This window comes from Hathewaya massiliensis, assembly GCF_902143515.1.
GTDB lineage: Bacteria > Bacillota > Clostridia > Clostridiales > Clostridiaceae > Hathewaya > Hathewaya massiliensis.
In genome coordinates this window covers 140,051-155,948 of sequence record NZ_CABFVD010000005.1, presented here as the reverse complement: position 1 = coordinate 155,948, position 15,898 = coordinate 140,051, and the positions used below count along the sequence as shown (strand labels likewise).

Below are 15,898 nucleotides of genomic sequence, written 5' to 3'. Positions count from 1 at the left end.
TTTAAAAATAGGATGTATAGCTTTGATTAGCTATGCATCCTATTTATCTTTTATTCTAAAATCTTTTATTATAGGTTGAACAGTTTTTTTTCCTAAATATTCATTAATATCTAGTGAAAACACAAAATCCATATAAATATTCGTACAAGCTTCACCCTTTAAAATTAAATTTAAAGTATCATCACCATAAATATCTTTTATAGTTTCAATAAATTCATCAACTTTTATAAACATAACTGCACTTAAAATTGATTCCTCTATTTTTAACTTAAGTCTTAAAACATTTTTGTTTTTACCCATAATAGTTATTCCTAAAACTTCAATATCCTTAGCTCCAAATAAAGGTCTTGAATTCCCTTTTCCATAAGGCTCTAGTAATTCTAAGTACCTCATGAATTTAGGAGTATTAAAATTTTTAGGTAAGGTATGGTCTAACTTTATTTTGGGCATTATATCCTCTTCACTTAAAGTACAATTTAAGTTTAATGCTTGCCTAAGTTTGTCTATATTCTCCTCTTTAATAGATAAGCCTGCAGCCATAGGGTGCCCTCCAAACTTATATATAAGCTCTTCACACTTTAGTAGTTCCTCAAATATATTATATCCTTCTATGGATCGTGCTGAACCTTTTGGCATTTCCCTACCTTCAGTTAAAACTATAGTGGGTAAATTAAAATGTTCTTTTACCCTTCCAGCAACTATCCCTGCAATACTCTCATGGACTTCTTTTCTATAAATCACAAGGACCCTTTCTAATTTTTCATGATTAAAGCTTAAATCCTTTATTATAGCTTCTACATTTTCATTAGTCATTTCTTGTCTTTTTTTATTTAACTCATATAAGGTATTAGCTAGTTCCTTAGCTCTAGCTTCTTCCTCTGTAAGAAAAAGTTCTATAGAAAGAGAGGCAGTTTCTAGTCTTCCTGTAGCATTTATACAAGGTCCTATTTGAAATCCTATATGATAAGACTTAACTTCTTTATTGTGTAATCCCAAAACTTCTAAAAGTGATTTTAATCCTAAACTCTTAGTATTATTTATAAGTTTCAATCCTTCTTTTACTATAATTCTATTTTCTCCTACAAGGTCTACTACATCACAAACTGTAGCTATAGCAGCATATTGTAGAAGTTCATAGGTTTCATTATTATTTATATTAAATATTCTATAAAGTGCTTGAATAAATTTATATGCTATAGCAGCTCCACATAAAGATTTAACTGGATATTCACAATCTTGTCTATTAGGATTTATAATAGCATTAGCCTTAGGAAGAATATATTCTCTTTCCTCATTTTCCAAAGTATTAAAGGGTGGCTGGTGATGATCTGTTACCACAACTTCCATGCCGAGTTTCATTGCATATTCTACCTCTTCTAAAGCTGAAATACCATTATCACAGGTTAAAATAACTTCTATACCTTCTTCTTTAAGTTTCTTAATTCTAGCTATGCTCATGCCATAGCCTTCTTCTTCTCTATCTGGTACATGATATTTAACCTTAGCACCACATCTTTTTAGTCCCTTATATAGTATTACTGTACTGCTTACACCGTCCACATCATAATCACCATAAACTGCTATATACTTCTTGTTTTCTATAGCTTCCCTAATAATAAATATACCTTCCTCCATATCTTTCATTAGATATGGTTCATATAAATCCTCTAAGCCACCTTTAAAAAACTCAACAATATCCCTTTCTTCTTTTATTCCTCTATTAACTAAAATCTTTACAAATAGAGGATCAATACCTGTTCTTTTAGATAAGGCATCTAAACTTCCTTTTATTCTTTTTATTGTCCATAAACTTTGCACATAATCACCTACTCCAATTAATTATAGTTATTAGTACATAATTAGTCAATTTTATATTTAGAATTATTTCAGTTATATGATATAATAAACAGAGTGCCATGGGAGTATTAGAGTGGATATCTATGGAATAAACTAAAATTAGTTAAATGAATTGGAGTGGTTTAATGGAAAACTTATTGTTTGGAATTTCTGGACTTCCTATAGGACCAGAAAAAAGCAAATTTACATATAAAACTGGTATAAGCTACTTAAAATCTATTGGATTAGATGCTATGGAATTACCTTTTGTACGTTCTACAAATATAACAGATAAAAATAAAGATGAGGTTCTTAAATCAAAAGAAGAAAACAATTTTTATCTTTCAGCTCATGGTTCATATTTTATTAATTTAAATGCAGATGAGGATGAAAAAATTGATCAGTCTATAGAAAGAATAATTAAAGGTGCTGAAGCCTTAAAAAAAGTTAAGGGAAGAAGTCTAATTTTCCACGCTGGATATTACTTAAAAGATTCTAAAGAAGAAACTTTTAATACTATAAAAGAAAACTTAAAAAGACTTCCTGATTTAGGTGTAACCTATAGACTAGAGACCACCGGAAAAGGAACACAGTTTGGCTCTTTAGAAGAACTTGTTGAAATTTGCAAGGAAGTTAAAACTTGTGGACTTTGTATAGATTTCTCACATCTTCATGCTAGATACAATGGTTCTTTAAAAACCTATGAAGATTTTGCGCGTATTCTCCAGTATGTAGGAGATAATTTAGGTGAAGAGGCCTTATCTGATCTTCATATGCATGCCTCTGGTATAAACTATGGGGAAAAAGGTGAGAAAAATCATCTACCTTTTTTAGAAAGTGATTTTATGTATAAAGAGTTTATAAAAGCTCTAAAGAACTTTAATGTAAAAGGCTGTCTAATATGCGAAAGTCCAATTCTTGAAAAAGATGCTCTACTTTTAAAAGAGCACTATATGTCTTTATAGTTTTATGGAGGTTTTAAATGAAAATAGGATATGCCTGCATTCCACTTTGTGTTGATGCTAAAACTACTAGAACTTTTTTACTAAAAAATTTCAGCGAAGAAAAATTTTTAGAGACTACTAAAGAGAACTTAGAAGATCTTGAAAAAATCTTGATTTATAACATAAAGAATAATATAAAATTATTTAGAATAAGCTCTGATATAATTCCTTTTGGTAGCCATGAAGTAAATAGTATACCTTGGGAAAATATATTTGAAGATAAATTAAAGTCCCTTGGAAATATAATAAAAGAAAATAACTTAAGAGTATCTATGCACCCTGGACAATATACTGTATTAAATTCAAACTCTGAAGAAGTAGTAAAAAAAGCTATTCTTGACTTAGAATATCATGCAAAATTTTTAGATTCTTTAGGTGTTGATTATTCAAATAAAATAATTCTTCATCTTGGTGGTACTTATGGAAACAAAAGTGAAGCTATAAATAGATTTATAGCTAACTTTAATACCCTATCATCTTCTATAAAAAGAAGATTAGTTATTGAAAATGATGAAAGGAATTATACTATAGATGATATTTTATATGTATGTTCTAAAATAAAAATTCCTGCAATTTTCGATAACTTACATCATTTTTGCAATAATACTGGTAAATATTCTATAGAAGAAATTTTAAAACTAGTGAGTTATACTTGGAAAGAAGAAGATGGCACAATGAAAGTCCATTATTCTAATCAAGATCCTTATAAGAAACTTGGGGCTCACTCAAAATTTTTATATACAAAAGATTTTATAGAATATTATAACTTAGTTAAAAGTTTAAATCTTGATATAGATATAATGTTAGAAGTTAAAAACAAAGATATTTCAGCTATAAAAGCTATAAATATTTTAAATAGCTTAACTGGTAATGAAAAAAAAGTGACAATTTATAATGAATGGAGTAAATACAAATATAATATCATGGAAAGAAACTACAAATACTATAAGCAATGTTCTAAATTAATTAAGGAACATGGAAATTTACTAGACTTTTATACTTTATTAGATGATTACCTAATTAAACCTATAGATAAAAACAACTTTTTAAATACCCTAATGCATGTAAATGGATATTTTAAAAATATAGTTAATACTAGAGAGAAAAGTCAATTAACTAAATACCTTAAAGAAGCTGAAGAAAAGTTACCTGAGGAATTTTTACTAGATAACCCTGTTCTATGTAGAATAAAAAGCTTCATATTAAAACTAAGTGAAAAATATGAAGTCCAGTACATACAATCTTCTTACTATTTTTATCATTAGATTAGAATCCTATGTACAGTAATTTAAATATGAATTCTATAATAAACATTAAAACCCCCTAATAATTTATATGAAAATTATTAGGGGGTTTTATAAAAATAACTCATAAAAGCTTTCTAAAATTCAATTTAATTTAAGCTAATATTTGAATTGTAGCATTCTTGAATACTTTGTTTATGGTAGATAAAATCATTTCCTCATTAATTTCACTTAAATTCCTTAGCTCAGAGTATAGAGGAGAATTATATGAGTTGTTTAAAATATATTCCTTATCTAAATCTTGTTCATCCCTATTTCCATACATAAGTTCATATAGGGCTAAATTCATACTTTGAACAATTGACTTCTCAAGAGCTATACTTCTTTTTAATTCTAAGGATTTTATTAACTGGTCTATCTTTTCCTCTGTAAAAAATCCCCTTTTCTCTTTAACTTCCTCAATTTTATTTTTTATAATAGAGATTGCTTGCATAGTTTTATTCTTAGATGTACCAAGATATATCTTATATACTTTTATTCCTTTTTCATTTTTAATAGTGCTTCCTACCTCATAGGCAAGTCCTTTTTTTGTTCTAATTTCATCGTATAATATACCACTGGTTCCCTCACCAAAAGCTACATTAAACACCCTAAGAACTTTTACTTCCTCCTCTGTTAATTCATGAATAGGAAATAAAATTTGTATTTTTGAACCTTCTAATCCTTCTATATTCTTTACAAATATACCTTCCTTATTATCTTCATAAATATTTTCACCCCTAATATAGGGATTTTCATCTGTTAATACCTTATCCCAACTTCCAAATATACTCTTTACTATATTAAATACTCTTTCAAATTCTAAGGAAGATACTACAGAAATAACACAATTATTAGCCCTATAATATTTATCATAAAAATTCTTTATACTATGAAGTGTCATATTTCTTAAATTTTTCTCATTTCCTATTATCAGTTCTTTTATTCTTCTCTGATTAAAAGCATTATATAATAATTCATCTTCACAAAACTGATGTACATCTTCTTTCCATTCTTTAAGTTCCTCTATAATTACTTCTATTTCTTCTTTAAATCCCTCTTCAGGAAAACTTGGATTTAATACTATATCTGAGTAAAGTTTAAACCCTTCCTCAAAATCTTGAGATAGTAGAGTTCCATAGTAAATAACATAGGGGAAATTAGTCATGGCATTATTAAATCCAAAAACCCTATCTAAAGTTTTATTTATTTCTTCTTCAGTAAAATTTTCTGTTCCTTTAAAAACCATATGTTCAACTGCATGGCTTAATCCATATTCCTCTTCTTTTAGTTCTAAATTAGCCCCTGCTTCAAAGGCTATAGAAAAAGAAGTCAAATTATTTTCTACATGCTTATAAATAAATGTAAGTCCATTTTTAAAAACAACTTTTTTCATAAAACCACCTTATTAAAAAATATTTTTGTAAAAATTATATATACTTTCTATGGTATTCTCTAAATTATTAATATAAAGCTCAAGACTATAATCATATTTTTTAGAAGTATGCGTATACATAGGATCATAATATTTTATCATAAGTTCCTCTACAACTTCTCCAAATTGCCCTTCTTCTACTAAGCACTTATACCTACTTATATTTTCTTTAGATATATACTTCTCTAACCTTACTAAGCATTTTAAGATTTCCTCTTTTGAGTTTTCTGTTTTTAAGTATTCTTCTAAAATTATATTTTTTCTAAACTCCATAGGTGCATCTAAAAATATATGAGTTCCACATTTCATTTTATCATGAATATAATCAGGTATAAATACATTTCCTATTCTTTTACTTTCGGCCTCTACCAAAATATATGCACTTTTTATTTTTTTTAAATTATGATAAACATTAGATTCAAATTGTTTTTGAGTACTTGCTTTTCCTAAACCAACGCTTCCTAAAATTGATCCCCTATGATTTGCACACCCCTCAAGATCCAAAACATCACAGCCTAATTCTTCTAATCTTTTAAGAATCTTAGTCTTTCCAACCCCTGTATTCCCATGTAATACAATATAATTTAGATTTTTATTTAATCTTGGCAAATCTTCTATAATATACTTTCTATATTCCTTATATCCACCCTTAATCTTATATACTTTTAGTCCTAGGGCTCCTATCATAGAAGATATAACTCCACTTCGCATGCCACCTCTTGCACAATAAAACACTAGTCTCTTATGACTCTTATATAGTTCTAATATTTCATCAAAGATTTCAGGTAGTTTTGATGAAGCAATCTTCACCCCTTCTTTCTTTGCCTTTTCTACATCCTCCTTATACAAAGTTCCTATTAATATTCTTTCTTCATCATTAAAAATTGGTATATTTATAGCACCATTTATTTTATTTTCTTCAAATTCTTTAGGACTTCTAACATCTATTAATATATCTTCATCTCGCACATCTTTATATTCTATTAATTGAAGCATCTTATAACCCCCGGATAAATTTTAACTATTGATATCTATAATTATTATTCTCTATACGATAGCTATTTATAATACCACAAAAAAATAAAAATTGCAAAGTTAATAAAAACTCTGCAATTTTATATAGTAAATATTTTAATGCTATGATTTATTATTTTCATCTAATTGCTTTAGTTCTGCTATTTCCTTTTTACATGGTAACATTGCTGAACTTATCCTTATAATATATCTTATACTTTGTTCATCTATAGGACTTTCAAAACCATCTTCTTGTAGAAGTTCATAAACTAGTTTTACTGCCTCTGTCTCTTTTTTCTCATTGGATTCGTTAAAGTATTCTATCTCTATAAATCTTACAGCCTCTCCTACGGTTCTTAAAATCCTTTTTATATTTTGCCTACCTCTCTCATCACTTTGTAGTGTATTTAAAATTGCATAAGTAAGTCCAAAATAATCTTCATAAAGTTCCATTCCCCTGTCCTTTAATAAATATAATAAATAGCCAATTCCAATAACTAGAAAAATAATTAGCATATATTGAAGCAAGATTTCTTTCACAATATCACTCCCAAATTACTGCTTATATAATCTTTATATGCAACTATATATAATCTAGCTACTATATTTTATTTTTTATGTATCTTACTAATATATATCAGAAAATTCTATGTTTATAATTTCTACATTCCTTTCCCTTATAATATTAGGTTCTGACCTTACTTCCACCCTATCTATAATAGGTATAGTAACTATAAAGTTACTCCCAACTCCAACTTCACTCTCTACCTCTATGTATCCCTTATGAGCTTCTACAATATGCTTTACCAAGGATAATCCAACTCCACTGCTATGTATTTTATTGAAAGAACTACTACCCTGATTATATTTTTCAAATATATTATTAAGCAATTTTTCCTCTATGCCACTCCCTGTGTCCCTTACGTAGATTTTAAAGTTCTCTTCATCATGCTTTAAAGTAACATAAATATGTCCACCACTTTCAGTATGTTTTATTGCATTTGATAACAAATTTAATAATACCCTCTCCATATTATCAGCATCTATATACGCATATAGTTCTTCAATATTTGTATCAAAAATCAAATTTATATCCTTAAGTTCTGCATAATTTACAACGGATAAGGTTATATCTTCAAACACTTTAACCACATCATGTTTTTTAAAATTCATAGTTAAAAATCCTGCATCAATTTTATTTAGGTCTATTAGATTATTTATAAGTTTCACCAATCTATAAGAGTTTTGCTTCATAGTACTTAGATATTTTTTTAATATTTTATTATACTGTGATGCTCCATTTTCATATGTTTTCTCTAATAATTGTATAGAAGCTAATATTATATTTAAGGGTGTTTTCAGCTCATGAGAAATATTTACAAGAAATTCACTTTTATATTTATTAAATCTCAAGCTCTCCTCCACTTCCTTGTTTTTTTCTAAAAGCTTAACTCTACAGGTGCAATCTTCAACAATATTCAAAACATACATCTGGTTCCCTATGTAAAGCTCCTTTGTCTTTACTATTACGTAGCTCTCCTTATCTTTTACTTTATATATATCCTCTTCTAAATCAATTTTTTTTCTACACTCACAAAATATATCCCACATATTAAGGTTTAACCTAAATTCCCTAAAGTTTTTTCCTAAAGTTTTAAAAAACATTTCGTTACCATACACAATTATATTATCATTTATAGTTATAAAAATAGGAATTTGCAAAAAATCTAGTGTTTTATTTATATCTTCATTAAAAATATTATTTCTTAATCTAGTAGTCCCTCCATTTACTAAGTTAAATTCCATAACTATTACCCCTTTCATGGTTAAATACCACTTATATAAAAAAATTAAATTAAGTATAATAATGATAATTTCTTATTATACTTATAAACAATTAATATGTATAATAATGATAACTTTCCTTTATATTATAAAATATGTTAAGTTAGGATAATTATCAATTCATAACCTTTATAAATTAATTTTACCACAAATGAGAACTAAGTCAATAAAGTTAAGAAATACTTAACTGTTCATTTTAATATTTTAATATTTTAGGAGTGAGATTATGAAGATCCAATTTATTAATGTTGATAAAAGATTACAATCAGTCATAAAAATGAGTAATTTAAAACAAATACAAGTGTCTAGAGAAGCTAATATTTCTAAAAATGCTCTAAGTAATTATGTTAATGGTTATAGAATCCCTGATACCTTAAGTTTATATAAACTATCAGTGATCTTAGGGGTTTCCATGGAGTGGATATTAACTGGAGAGGGTTTAGTATCTTATGATATTTATTTAAAACTTCTTAATATGAGTACCGAAGTTTTAATGGATTTAAATATTGATTTTTCAAAGGTATATTATAAGAAAGATTAATGGATATCCCCAGGATATCCATTAATCTTTACTCCATACAAAGATTAAACTTGATTATATCATCTAATTTAGAATATATTTCATAAAGAACTTCGCAAATTTGGAAATTGCTTAAAACTTTTAATTTATAAAATTCATCTAAATCATACTCATTACTATTTTTTTCTTCTCTATTCTCATATACAGTTATTATAAATTTACTATTTTTCATTTTTACACTGTATGAGTTGTTTGAATAGTTCGAAAAATCTACTGAGCATTCATCCATGTTAAATGTGTGCTCACTTTCTTCGTGTACAGAATTTAATTTTTCTTCGAATAATTTTAAATTTTTATAGAGTAAATCTTTATTATCTCTTATTAATACTGGATCAACATTTCTCTCAAATTTTATCATTACAATTCCCCTTTTCTTTTTATTATACTACTTTTTTATTTTAAAGTTAAGTATATCTTTAAAATACATAAATAAACAAATATATTGTTATATAAAATTAACTTCAAGTAACACATAACCTGAAGTTAATTTTTTTCTTATAGCTTATTCAATATCAGCGGGCTCCATATTAAATTCTACTTTATATTGGAATAGGTTCACATTCTCTACTTGAGTTACTGCATATTTTAAATTTTTATCAAATTCTCTAGATACAATAATCCCCAAAACTTTTTTATCAGATGCTAATTTATTTTTAACCCATCCCATATATTTTAGTGTTTGTCCCAAAGTTGCTTCATTAGCCTTATTCATTCTAAGGTGAAACACAACAAAATGTTCTTCTTCATCTGTAGCTAGTACATCTATAACCCCTACATCTGTATTTAAACCTATGCCTGTAGTTCCATCCTCACATTCATATATTTTTAATGCTTTCCCACCTATATTTATTGTATCTAAATTTTCTACTATAAATTCTCTTAAGTAGCTTTCTAAAGTTATTAGTGATTCTTTTCCTTTAAATTTCTTTTTATTCATATGAATATTTCAACTCCTTAAAATAATAAATTAAAGGATTTATATAAATTATGTAATTATCCTTATACTCTTATATCTACATATATTCTAACATACTTTTTTAATAAATTCCTATATTAATATTAAAAAAATAATTAATATTAAAAAAGACATCAAAATCAATTTTGATGTCTTTTTTATATGGTGCAGATGATGGGACTTGAACCCATACGGAGATACCTCCACTACCCCCTCAAGATAGCGCGTCTGCCGATTTCGCCACATCTGCATAAGGTAGCTAAAAATTATTTTACATACATATAATAGCTTACCTTTTACCTTAATGTCAATATAATTATTTTTTTCCTTCTTCTAAAGAACTATATATTTTTTTATACATTTCATAATTCACTTTTATTTTTTTAACATACTCATCAGTTTCTTTAAAGGGTATAGTATCTAAAGTTTTACCATCTTTAGATAGTGAAGGATCTTTAAGCCATTTATTAACATTTCCTCTTCCGCCATTATAAGCTGCTAAAACTAGAACCCTATTACTGTTAAACTCTTTGCTAAGGTTATCTAAATACCAACAACCCATTTTTATGTTAGTTTGAGGATCAAAAAGCTCATCTCCCTGAAAATTCTTAAAGCCCATCTTTTCCCATATCCATTTTCCTGTATCTGGAGTTATTTGCATAAGCCCTCTTGCATCTTGATTAGATACAGCCTCCACATGAAAATCACTTTCTGCCTTTATTACTGCTAAAACAAGATAAGGATCTAAGTTATATTTTTTAGAGTTTTCTAATATGGTTTCTAAATATGTAGTTGGATACATCTTCTTTTGAATTTGTTTTTTATTTATGTATAATGCACCAATTATAATTGCTATAATTAAGAAAATAATTAAGGCTAACTTTTTTCTCATAAATCCCCCATACCTTTCTCTTATTTATATTTTTCTTGTATATCATTTAACACTTCTTCTAATTGTAAAAAGCTATCTTTAACGTCACCGCTGTTATCTATAATATACTGCACTTTCTTTTTTTTCTTTTTTAATGGTAGTTGCGCATTTATGCGTCTTAAGGTATCTTCATAGCTTAGATTATCTCTCTTCATAACTCTACTTACTTGAGTTTTAATGTCAACATATACTAATATATTTACATCCATTTTTTTATGCAGATTATTCTCAATTAATGTAGGTGCATCTAATATACATACTTCCACACCATTCTCTTCATAACTTTTTAATCTTATGAAAATCTCTTTCTTTATATATGGCATCACTATGTGTTCTAATTTTTTTCTCTTTCCCTTAAATTTAAATACATAATTCCCTAATTCTCTTCTTTTTAAATTTCCTTTTTCATCTAAAAATTCTTCTCCAAAAGAATTCTTAATTTCATTTTTTAAATTAGGATATATATTATATATTTCTCTACTTATTTTATCTGCATCAATAACAGTAACACCTTTTTTTAAAAGGTAGGAGGAAATGGTACTTTTACCACTTCCAATTCCACCTGTAAGTCCTATTTTAATCATAATTTCACCTTAAAGCTTATTTAGCCTCATACCAATTAGAACCTATATTTATATCAACTTCTAAAGGTACATTAAGCTCTATAGCACCTTCCATGCTTTCTTTTACTATGTTCGTAACTTCATCTAATTCATCTTTATGAACATTTAATATAAGTTCATCATGAACCTGAAGTATAAGTTTTGATTTTAATCCCCTATCTTTTAATTCATTATAAACCTTAACCATGGCAAGTTTTATTATATCTGCTGCACTGCCTTGTATTGGAGTATTCATTGCAAGCCTCTCTCCCAAGGCAACTATCATTTTTTTAGAAGCCCCAATTTCCGGGATAAACCTTCCTCTATTTAAAATAGTTTTAACCATTAAATTTTCTTTAGCTTCTAGTATAGTTCTATCTAAGTATTCTTTTACCTTTGGATATCTTTCAAAATAGGTATCTATATATTGTTTTGCCTCTTTTCTCCCTACATTAATATCTTTTGCAAGACTAAAATCACCTATGCCATAGACTATACCAAAGTTAACAGCTTTTGCATTACTTCTCATAAGTGGTGTGACTTCCTCAAGTGGAACCTTAAACACCTCAGAAGCTGTTTTGCTATGAATATCACTATGATTTTTAAAAGCCTCTATTAATTTCTTATCCCCTGATATATGAGCTAAAACTCGAAGCTCTATCTGAGAATAATCTGCTGATAGTATAAGAGACTCTTCCTCATAAGGCACAAAAATTTTTCTTATTTCTCTTCCCATAGCATATTTTATAGGTATATTTTGAAGGTTAGGTTCTGTGCTTGATAGTCTACCTGTTGTAGTAACAGTTTGGTTGAAACTTGAATGTATTTTATTATCCTTATCAATTACATTTCTAAGCCCTTCTATATATGTTGAATATAATTTTGAAAGTTGTCTATGATAAATTACCTTTTCTATTATATCATGCTTATCTTTTAAAGCCTCTAAAACCTCTGCATCTGTAGAATATCCTGTCTTAGTCTTTTTTATAACAGGCAAGTCTAGTTTTTCAAATAAAATTTTTCCTAGTTGTTTTGGGGATTTTACATTGAATTCTTCACCTGAAAGATTATATATTTCTTCTTCTATTTTATTTATTTCTGATATAAATTTTTCTCCTAGATCATTAAGTATATCTATATCAATTCTAAAACCTTCATACTCCATAGAAGATATAACAAAAGTTAGTGGTATTTCTACTTTATATAATAGTTCTTCCATATTTAATTTTTTTACTTCCTCTTTAAAATATTTATAGATATCTTTTAAATATAAAAGTTTTAACTCCTCTAGGTTTTCTTCAAAATTCACATGAAGGATACTTTCTTCTAAAGATTTTAACTCATATCCCTTTTTTCCTGGGTCTATTAAATATGCAGCTATTTCTGTATCAAATTCTACAATTCTACCTTCTAGATTTATCTTTTTCATATAAGTATATAAGTTTTTAACACCATGAGTTATTATGTTATTTTCTTCACTAAATATACCTTCTAATAAATATTTTGCTTTATTTTCATCTTCTTGTTTTAAGGCTTTGTAATTTATTTTTATTATATTCTTATCAACTAAAAGATTTATAGTAGAAAGTTCCATATTGGACAATACATTTTCATTTTCTAAGGTATAAGTAAGATACATCTCTCCCTTTATGTTTACGTTCTCTAAATCCTTTAATTTATCTACTTGCAATATAGTATATTCTTTTAAATTCTTCCCCTCAACTTTTTCTTCCTTAAGATCTTGGGGTTCTTCTTCTAAAATCACTTCTCTATTCTCAAATTCCGGTAACTTCTTTAAAAAAGATTTAAACTGAAGTCTTAAAAATAACTCTTCTATACCCTTAAGATCTAATTCTTCCTTGGATTTTATTAAACTCATATCTATATCTATAGGCACATGAGTAACTATAGTTGAAAGTTTCTTACTTAAAATAGCTTGTTCTCTATATGTTACTAAATTCTCTTTAAGTTTTGCTCCACTTAAATTATCAATGTTTTCTAATAAATTCTCTATGGATTTATATTCTTTTATAAGCTTAAATGCAGTTTTTTCTCCAATTCCAGGAACACCTTTTATATTGTCAGACTTATCTCCCATAAGACCTTTAACATCTATAAACTCTTTTGGAGTAACTTCCATTTCCTTTATTATTCTCTCTCTATTGTAAACTTCTACTTCACTTATTCCTTTTTTATTTAGCACTATATTTACATTGTCTGTAGCAAGTTGAAGTGCATCTTTGTCCCCGGTTACAACATAAACTTCCATACCTTGCTCTTCTGCAAAGACAGACAGAGTACCTATTAAGTCATCTGCTTCATACCCTTCAATCTCAAAAATACTTATGGCATACATTTTTAAAAATTCCCTTAAATGTGGAATTTGTTCCCTTAGTTCTGAAGGCATTTTTTTTCTTCCTGCCTTATACTCTTCATATTCTTTATGTCTAAAAGTTGGAGCTTTTTTATCAAAGGTTGCTACTATATAGTCCGGTTTAAACTCACTTTTTATTTTAAGTAACATACTTATAAACCCATATATAGCATTTGTATGTAGTCCTTCTGAATTAGTAAGGTCCGGCATAGCAAAAAAGGCTCTATACATTAAACTATTTCCATCTAATATAACTAATCTTTCTCTGTTCAACTCTCTACTTCCTTTCTTTAGGCATATATAAATTATTATATATTATTCCCCTTAATCCATCAAATATAAAAAAAAGCTGTCTTTGTAAAATTTAAAGACAGCAATTTTTTTAGAAAATACTAAGATCTAATTCCCTAGATAATTCTTCTAAAACTCTTATCCCACCTATACTATTACCTTTTTTATCTAAAGCTGGTCCAACTACGCCTATGCCCATTCTTCTAGGTACTGCTGCCAAAATTCCCCCACCAACTCCACTTTTTGCGGGTATTCCAATATGTACTGCAAAATTACCTGATTCATCATACATTCCACAAGTAACCATTATGGTTTTAATTATCCTAGCAACTTCTCTAGATACTACTCTTTCATTATTCCAGGGCATGACACCAGCATTTGCTAAAGTAGCTGCAATTCTAGATATATCTCTACAAGTAACTTGAATTGAGCATTGCTTAAAATATACATCTAATATTTCCTCTACTTCTCCCTCCATGGATCCAGTACTTTTCATATAATAAGCTAAGGCCCTATTTCTATCACCTGTTGCCTTTTCAGATTTATATACTTCTTCATTTATATCTATTTGGTCATTTCCAGTTATTTTTTTGGTAAACTTTAATATTCTTTCAAACTTTTCTTCTGCAGAACTACCTGCGATTAAGGATACAACCTCAATTGCACCAGCATTTATCATAGGATTTAAAGGTCTATTATGATTATGTACCTCAAGATTTGTAATTGAATTAAATCCTGTTTCTGTAGGTTCCATACCAACTTTTGAAAAAACATAATCTTTGCCGTTATCACATATAGCAAGCATTAGGGTAACTACTTTTGAAATACTTTGTATTGTAAATTTTGTTTCAAAATCTCCAGCAAAGTATTCTTCTCCATCTAAGGTAGTAACACATATGCCTAGAGCATCTCCATTGGCATTTGTAAGCTCTGGAATATATGAAGCTACTTTCCCCTCTTTAGTCCATTTTCTATTATTATCTATAATAGTATCTAGTATTCTTTGCATATTATCCCCACCCTCTTATGTTAAACTCTTCTTTCTCTTCTTCATTATAATATCTAAAATTATAAGTGTAAACACATTGATGCAAAATAGACCTCTTCAAATTAATATATGAAGAGGTCTATTACTTAAGAAATTTAAATATTTACTTATAAAATACATTTAAGTTTAGAATATGCATTTATATTCTATATTTAAAATACTATTCAAGTTTTTCTCCATTAAAGTTTTCATACAATGGAGGAAGTTTTTTATTACCCTTTTTATCCTTAGAACTATTAGGTTTATTTGCTTCTACATGTTTACTACTAATTCTATTTTTTTCATAGTCACCTTTGCTCATAATCCTACACTCCTTTAATATTCTTCTGCTCTTATTACACCTTTAGATTTATGTTTTTCAATTTGATGATCTTCTATAGTTACAGGCTTATCGCTTCTTGTTTTAGATTTTTTTGCTTTTCTATTTTCTCTCTTATTATATGTCATATTAATTTACCTACCTTCTATAATTTTAATCTACATTCTTATATCTTCTGGGTTAGGTTCATTAAATACTGCTCTAGCACTTTCTTTTCTTCCGTGTTTTATATTCTTCTTTTTAAACTTACCATCTTGTGTTTTATTTTGTTTAGTATCTCTCATTTTATTATCCATGTTTAAACTCCCCTTTCGAATATAGCTTATGCTTTTTAGTGTGTTTTATTCTACAGTAACTTTTAGTAATAATGTTATAGATTAA

17 protein-coding genes and 1 tRNA gene are annotated in these 15,898 nt (G+C 27.5%); 3 read left to right on the top strand and 15 right to left on the bottom strand.

What is annotated here, in order from left to right; translation table 11 throughout:
- Positions 1 to 39: 39 nt before the first annotated feature.
- On the bottom strand, positions 40 to 1,818 hold the full coding sequence (gene recJ, locus FNZ64_RS10555; RefSeq protein WP_142414770.1) for a single-stranded-DNA-specific exonuclease RecJ: 1,779 nt from the start codon (positions 1,816 to 1,818) through the stop codon (positions 40 to 42).
- A gap of 164 nt (positions 1,819 to 1,982) precedes the next feature.
- Between recJ and FNZ64_RS10550 the strand changes: the two genes are divergently transcribed.
- Entirely contained in the window at positions 1,983 to 2,801 is an 819-nt protein-coding gene (locus FNZ64_RS10550) for a TIM barrel protein (RefSeq protein ID WP_142414769.1), read from the top strand.
- A gap of 17 nt (positions 2,802 to 2,818) precedes the next feature.
- Positions 2,819 to 4,105, top strand: coding sequence for a UV DNA damage repair endonuclease UvsE (gene uvsE, locus FNZ64_RS10545; protein ID WP_142414768.1), 1,287 nt, complete (start codon positions 2,819 to 2,821; stop codon positions 4,103 to 4,105).
- A 133-nt stretch (positions 4,106 to 4,238) separates the two neighbouring features.
- Here uvsE and FNZ64_RS10540 read toward each other — a convergent pair whose 3' ends face one another.
- The 4 genes from FNZ64_RS10540 to FNZ64_RS10525 form a co-directional block, all read right to left on the bottom strand.
- On the bottom strand, positions 4,239 to 5,519 hold the full coding sequence (locus FNZ64_RS10540; protein ID WP_142414767.1) for a M16 family metallopeptidase: 1,281 nt from the start codon (positions 5,517 to 5,519) through the stop codon (positions 4,239 to 4,241).
- Positions 5,520 to 5,531: 12 nt separating this feature from the next.
- Positions 5,532 to 6,554 carry a tRNA 2-selenouridine(34) synthase MnmH gene (gene mnmH, locus FNZ64_RS10535; protein ID WP_142414766.1) on the bottom strand — a complete coding sequence of 341 codons (1,023 nt, stop codon included), beginning with the start codon at positions 6,552 to 6,554 and terminating at the stop codon, positions 5,532 to 5,534.
- A 141-nt stretch (positions 6,555 to 6,695) separates the two neighbouring features.
- A complete protein-coding gene (locus tag FNZ64_RS10530) occupies positions 6,696 to 7,112 on the bottom strand; it encodes a hypothetical protein (protein WP_142414765.1) in 417 nt (138 codons plus the stop codon).
- Positions 7,113 to 7,199: 87 nt separating this feature from the next.
- Complete coding sequence (locus FNZ64_RS10525; protein ID WP_185903750.1) at positions 7,200 to 8,378, bottom strand: sensor histidine kinase; 1,179 nt, start codon at positions 8,376 to 8,378, stop codon at positions 7,200 to 7,202.
- A gap of 265 nt (positions 8,379 to 8,643) precedes the next feature.
- Between FNZ64_RS10525 and FNZ64_RS10520 the strand changes: the two genes are divergently transcribed.
- Positions 8,644 to 8,958, top strand: coding sequence for a helix-turn-helix domain-containing protein (locus FNZ64_RS10520; protein WP_142414763.1), 315 nt, complete (start codon positions 8,644 to 8,646; stop codon positions 8,956 to 8,958).
- Positions 8,959 to 8,986: 28 nt separating this feature from the next.
- Here FNZ64_RS10520 and FNZ64_RS10515 read toward each other — a convergent pair whose 3' ends face one another.
- From FNZ64_RS10515 to FNZ64_RS14710, 10 genes are all read right to left on the bottom strand, one after another.
- A complete protein-coding gene (locus FNZ64_RS10515) occupies positions 8,987 to 9,355 on the bottom strand; it encodes a hypothetical protein (protein WP_142414762.1) in 369 nt (122 codons plus the stop codon).
- A gap of 144 nt (positions 9,356 to 9,499) precedes the next feature.
- Positions 9,500 to 9,934, bottom strand: coding sequence for an endonuclease NucS domain-containing protein (locus tag FNZ64_RS10510; protein ID WP_142414761.1), 435 nt, complete (start codon positions 9,932 to 9,934; stop codon positions 9,500 to 9,502).
- A 181-nt stretch (positions 9,935 to 10,115) separates the two neighbouring features.
- Positions 10,116 to 10,202 (bottom strand) — tRNA-Leu (locus FNZ64_RS10505).
- Between the two features lie 66 nt (positions 10,203 to 10,268).
- Positions 10,269 to 10,844, bottom strand: a complete 576-nt coding sequence (locus tag FNZ64_RS10500) for a lytic transglycosylase domain-containing protein (RefSeq protein ID WP_142414760.1) — start codon at positions 10,842 to 10,844, stop codon at positions 10,269 to 10,271.
- Between the two features lie 20 nt (positions 10,845 to 10,864).
- Positions 10,865 to 11,467, bottom strand: a complete 603-nt coding sequence (gene coaE / locus FNZ64_RS10495) for a dephospho-CoA kinase (protein WP_142414759.1) — start codon at positions 11,465 to 11,467, stop codon at positions 10,865 to 10,867.
- A 16-nt stretch (positions 11,468 to 11,483) separates the two neighbouring features.
- Positions 11,484 to 14,132, bottom strand: a complete 2,649-nt coding sequence (gene polA / locus FNZ64_RS10490) for a DNA polymerase I (protein ID WP_142414758.1) — start codon at positions 14,130 to 14,132, stop codon at positions 11,484 to 11,486.
- A 109-nt stretch (positions 14,133 to 14,241) separates the two neighbouring features.
- Entirely contained in the window at positions 14,242 to 15,159 is a 918-nt protein-coding gene (gene glsA, locus FNZ64_RS10485; RefSeq protein ID WP_142414757.1) for a glutaminase A, read from the bottom strand.
- A 199-nt stretch (positions 15,160 to 15,358) separates the two neighbouring features.
- The gene (locus tag FNZ64_RS14715) at positions 15,359 to 15,499 is read right to left on the bottom strand and encodes a hypothetical protein (protein ID WP_185903749.1); all 141 of its coding nucleotides are present in this window, start codon (positions 15,497 to 15,499) and stop codon (positions 15,359 to 15,361) included.
- A 14-nt stretch (positions 15,500 to 15,513) separates the two neighbouring features.
- Positions 15,514 to 15,645 (bottom strand): hypothetical protein, encoded by a 132-nt coding sequence (locus FNZ64_RS15035; RefSeq protein ID WP_279233274.1) that lies wholly within the window; start codon positions 15,643 to 15,645, stop codon positions 15,514 to 15,516.
- 30 nt (positions 15,646 to 15,675) lie between these two features.
- Positions 15,676 to 15,813, bottom strand: a complete 138-nt coding sequence (locus FNZ64_RS14710) for a CPC_1213 family protein (RefSeq protein ID WP_185903748.1) — start codon at positions 15,811 to 15,813, stop codon at positions 15,676 to 15,678.
- Positions 15,814 to 15,898: the final 85 nt, after the last annotated feature.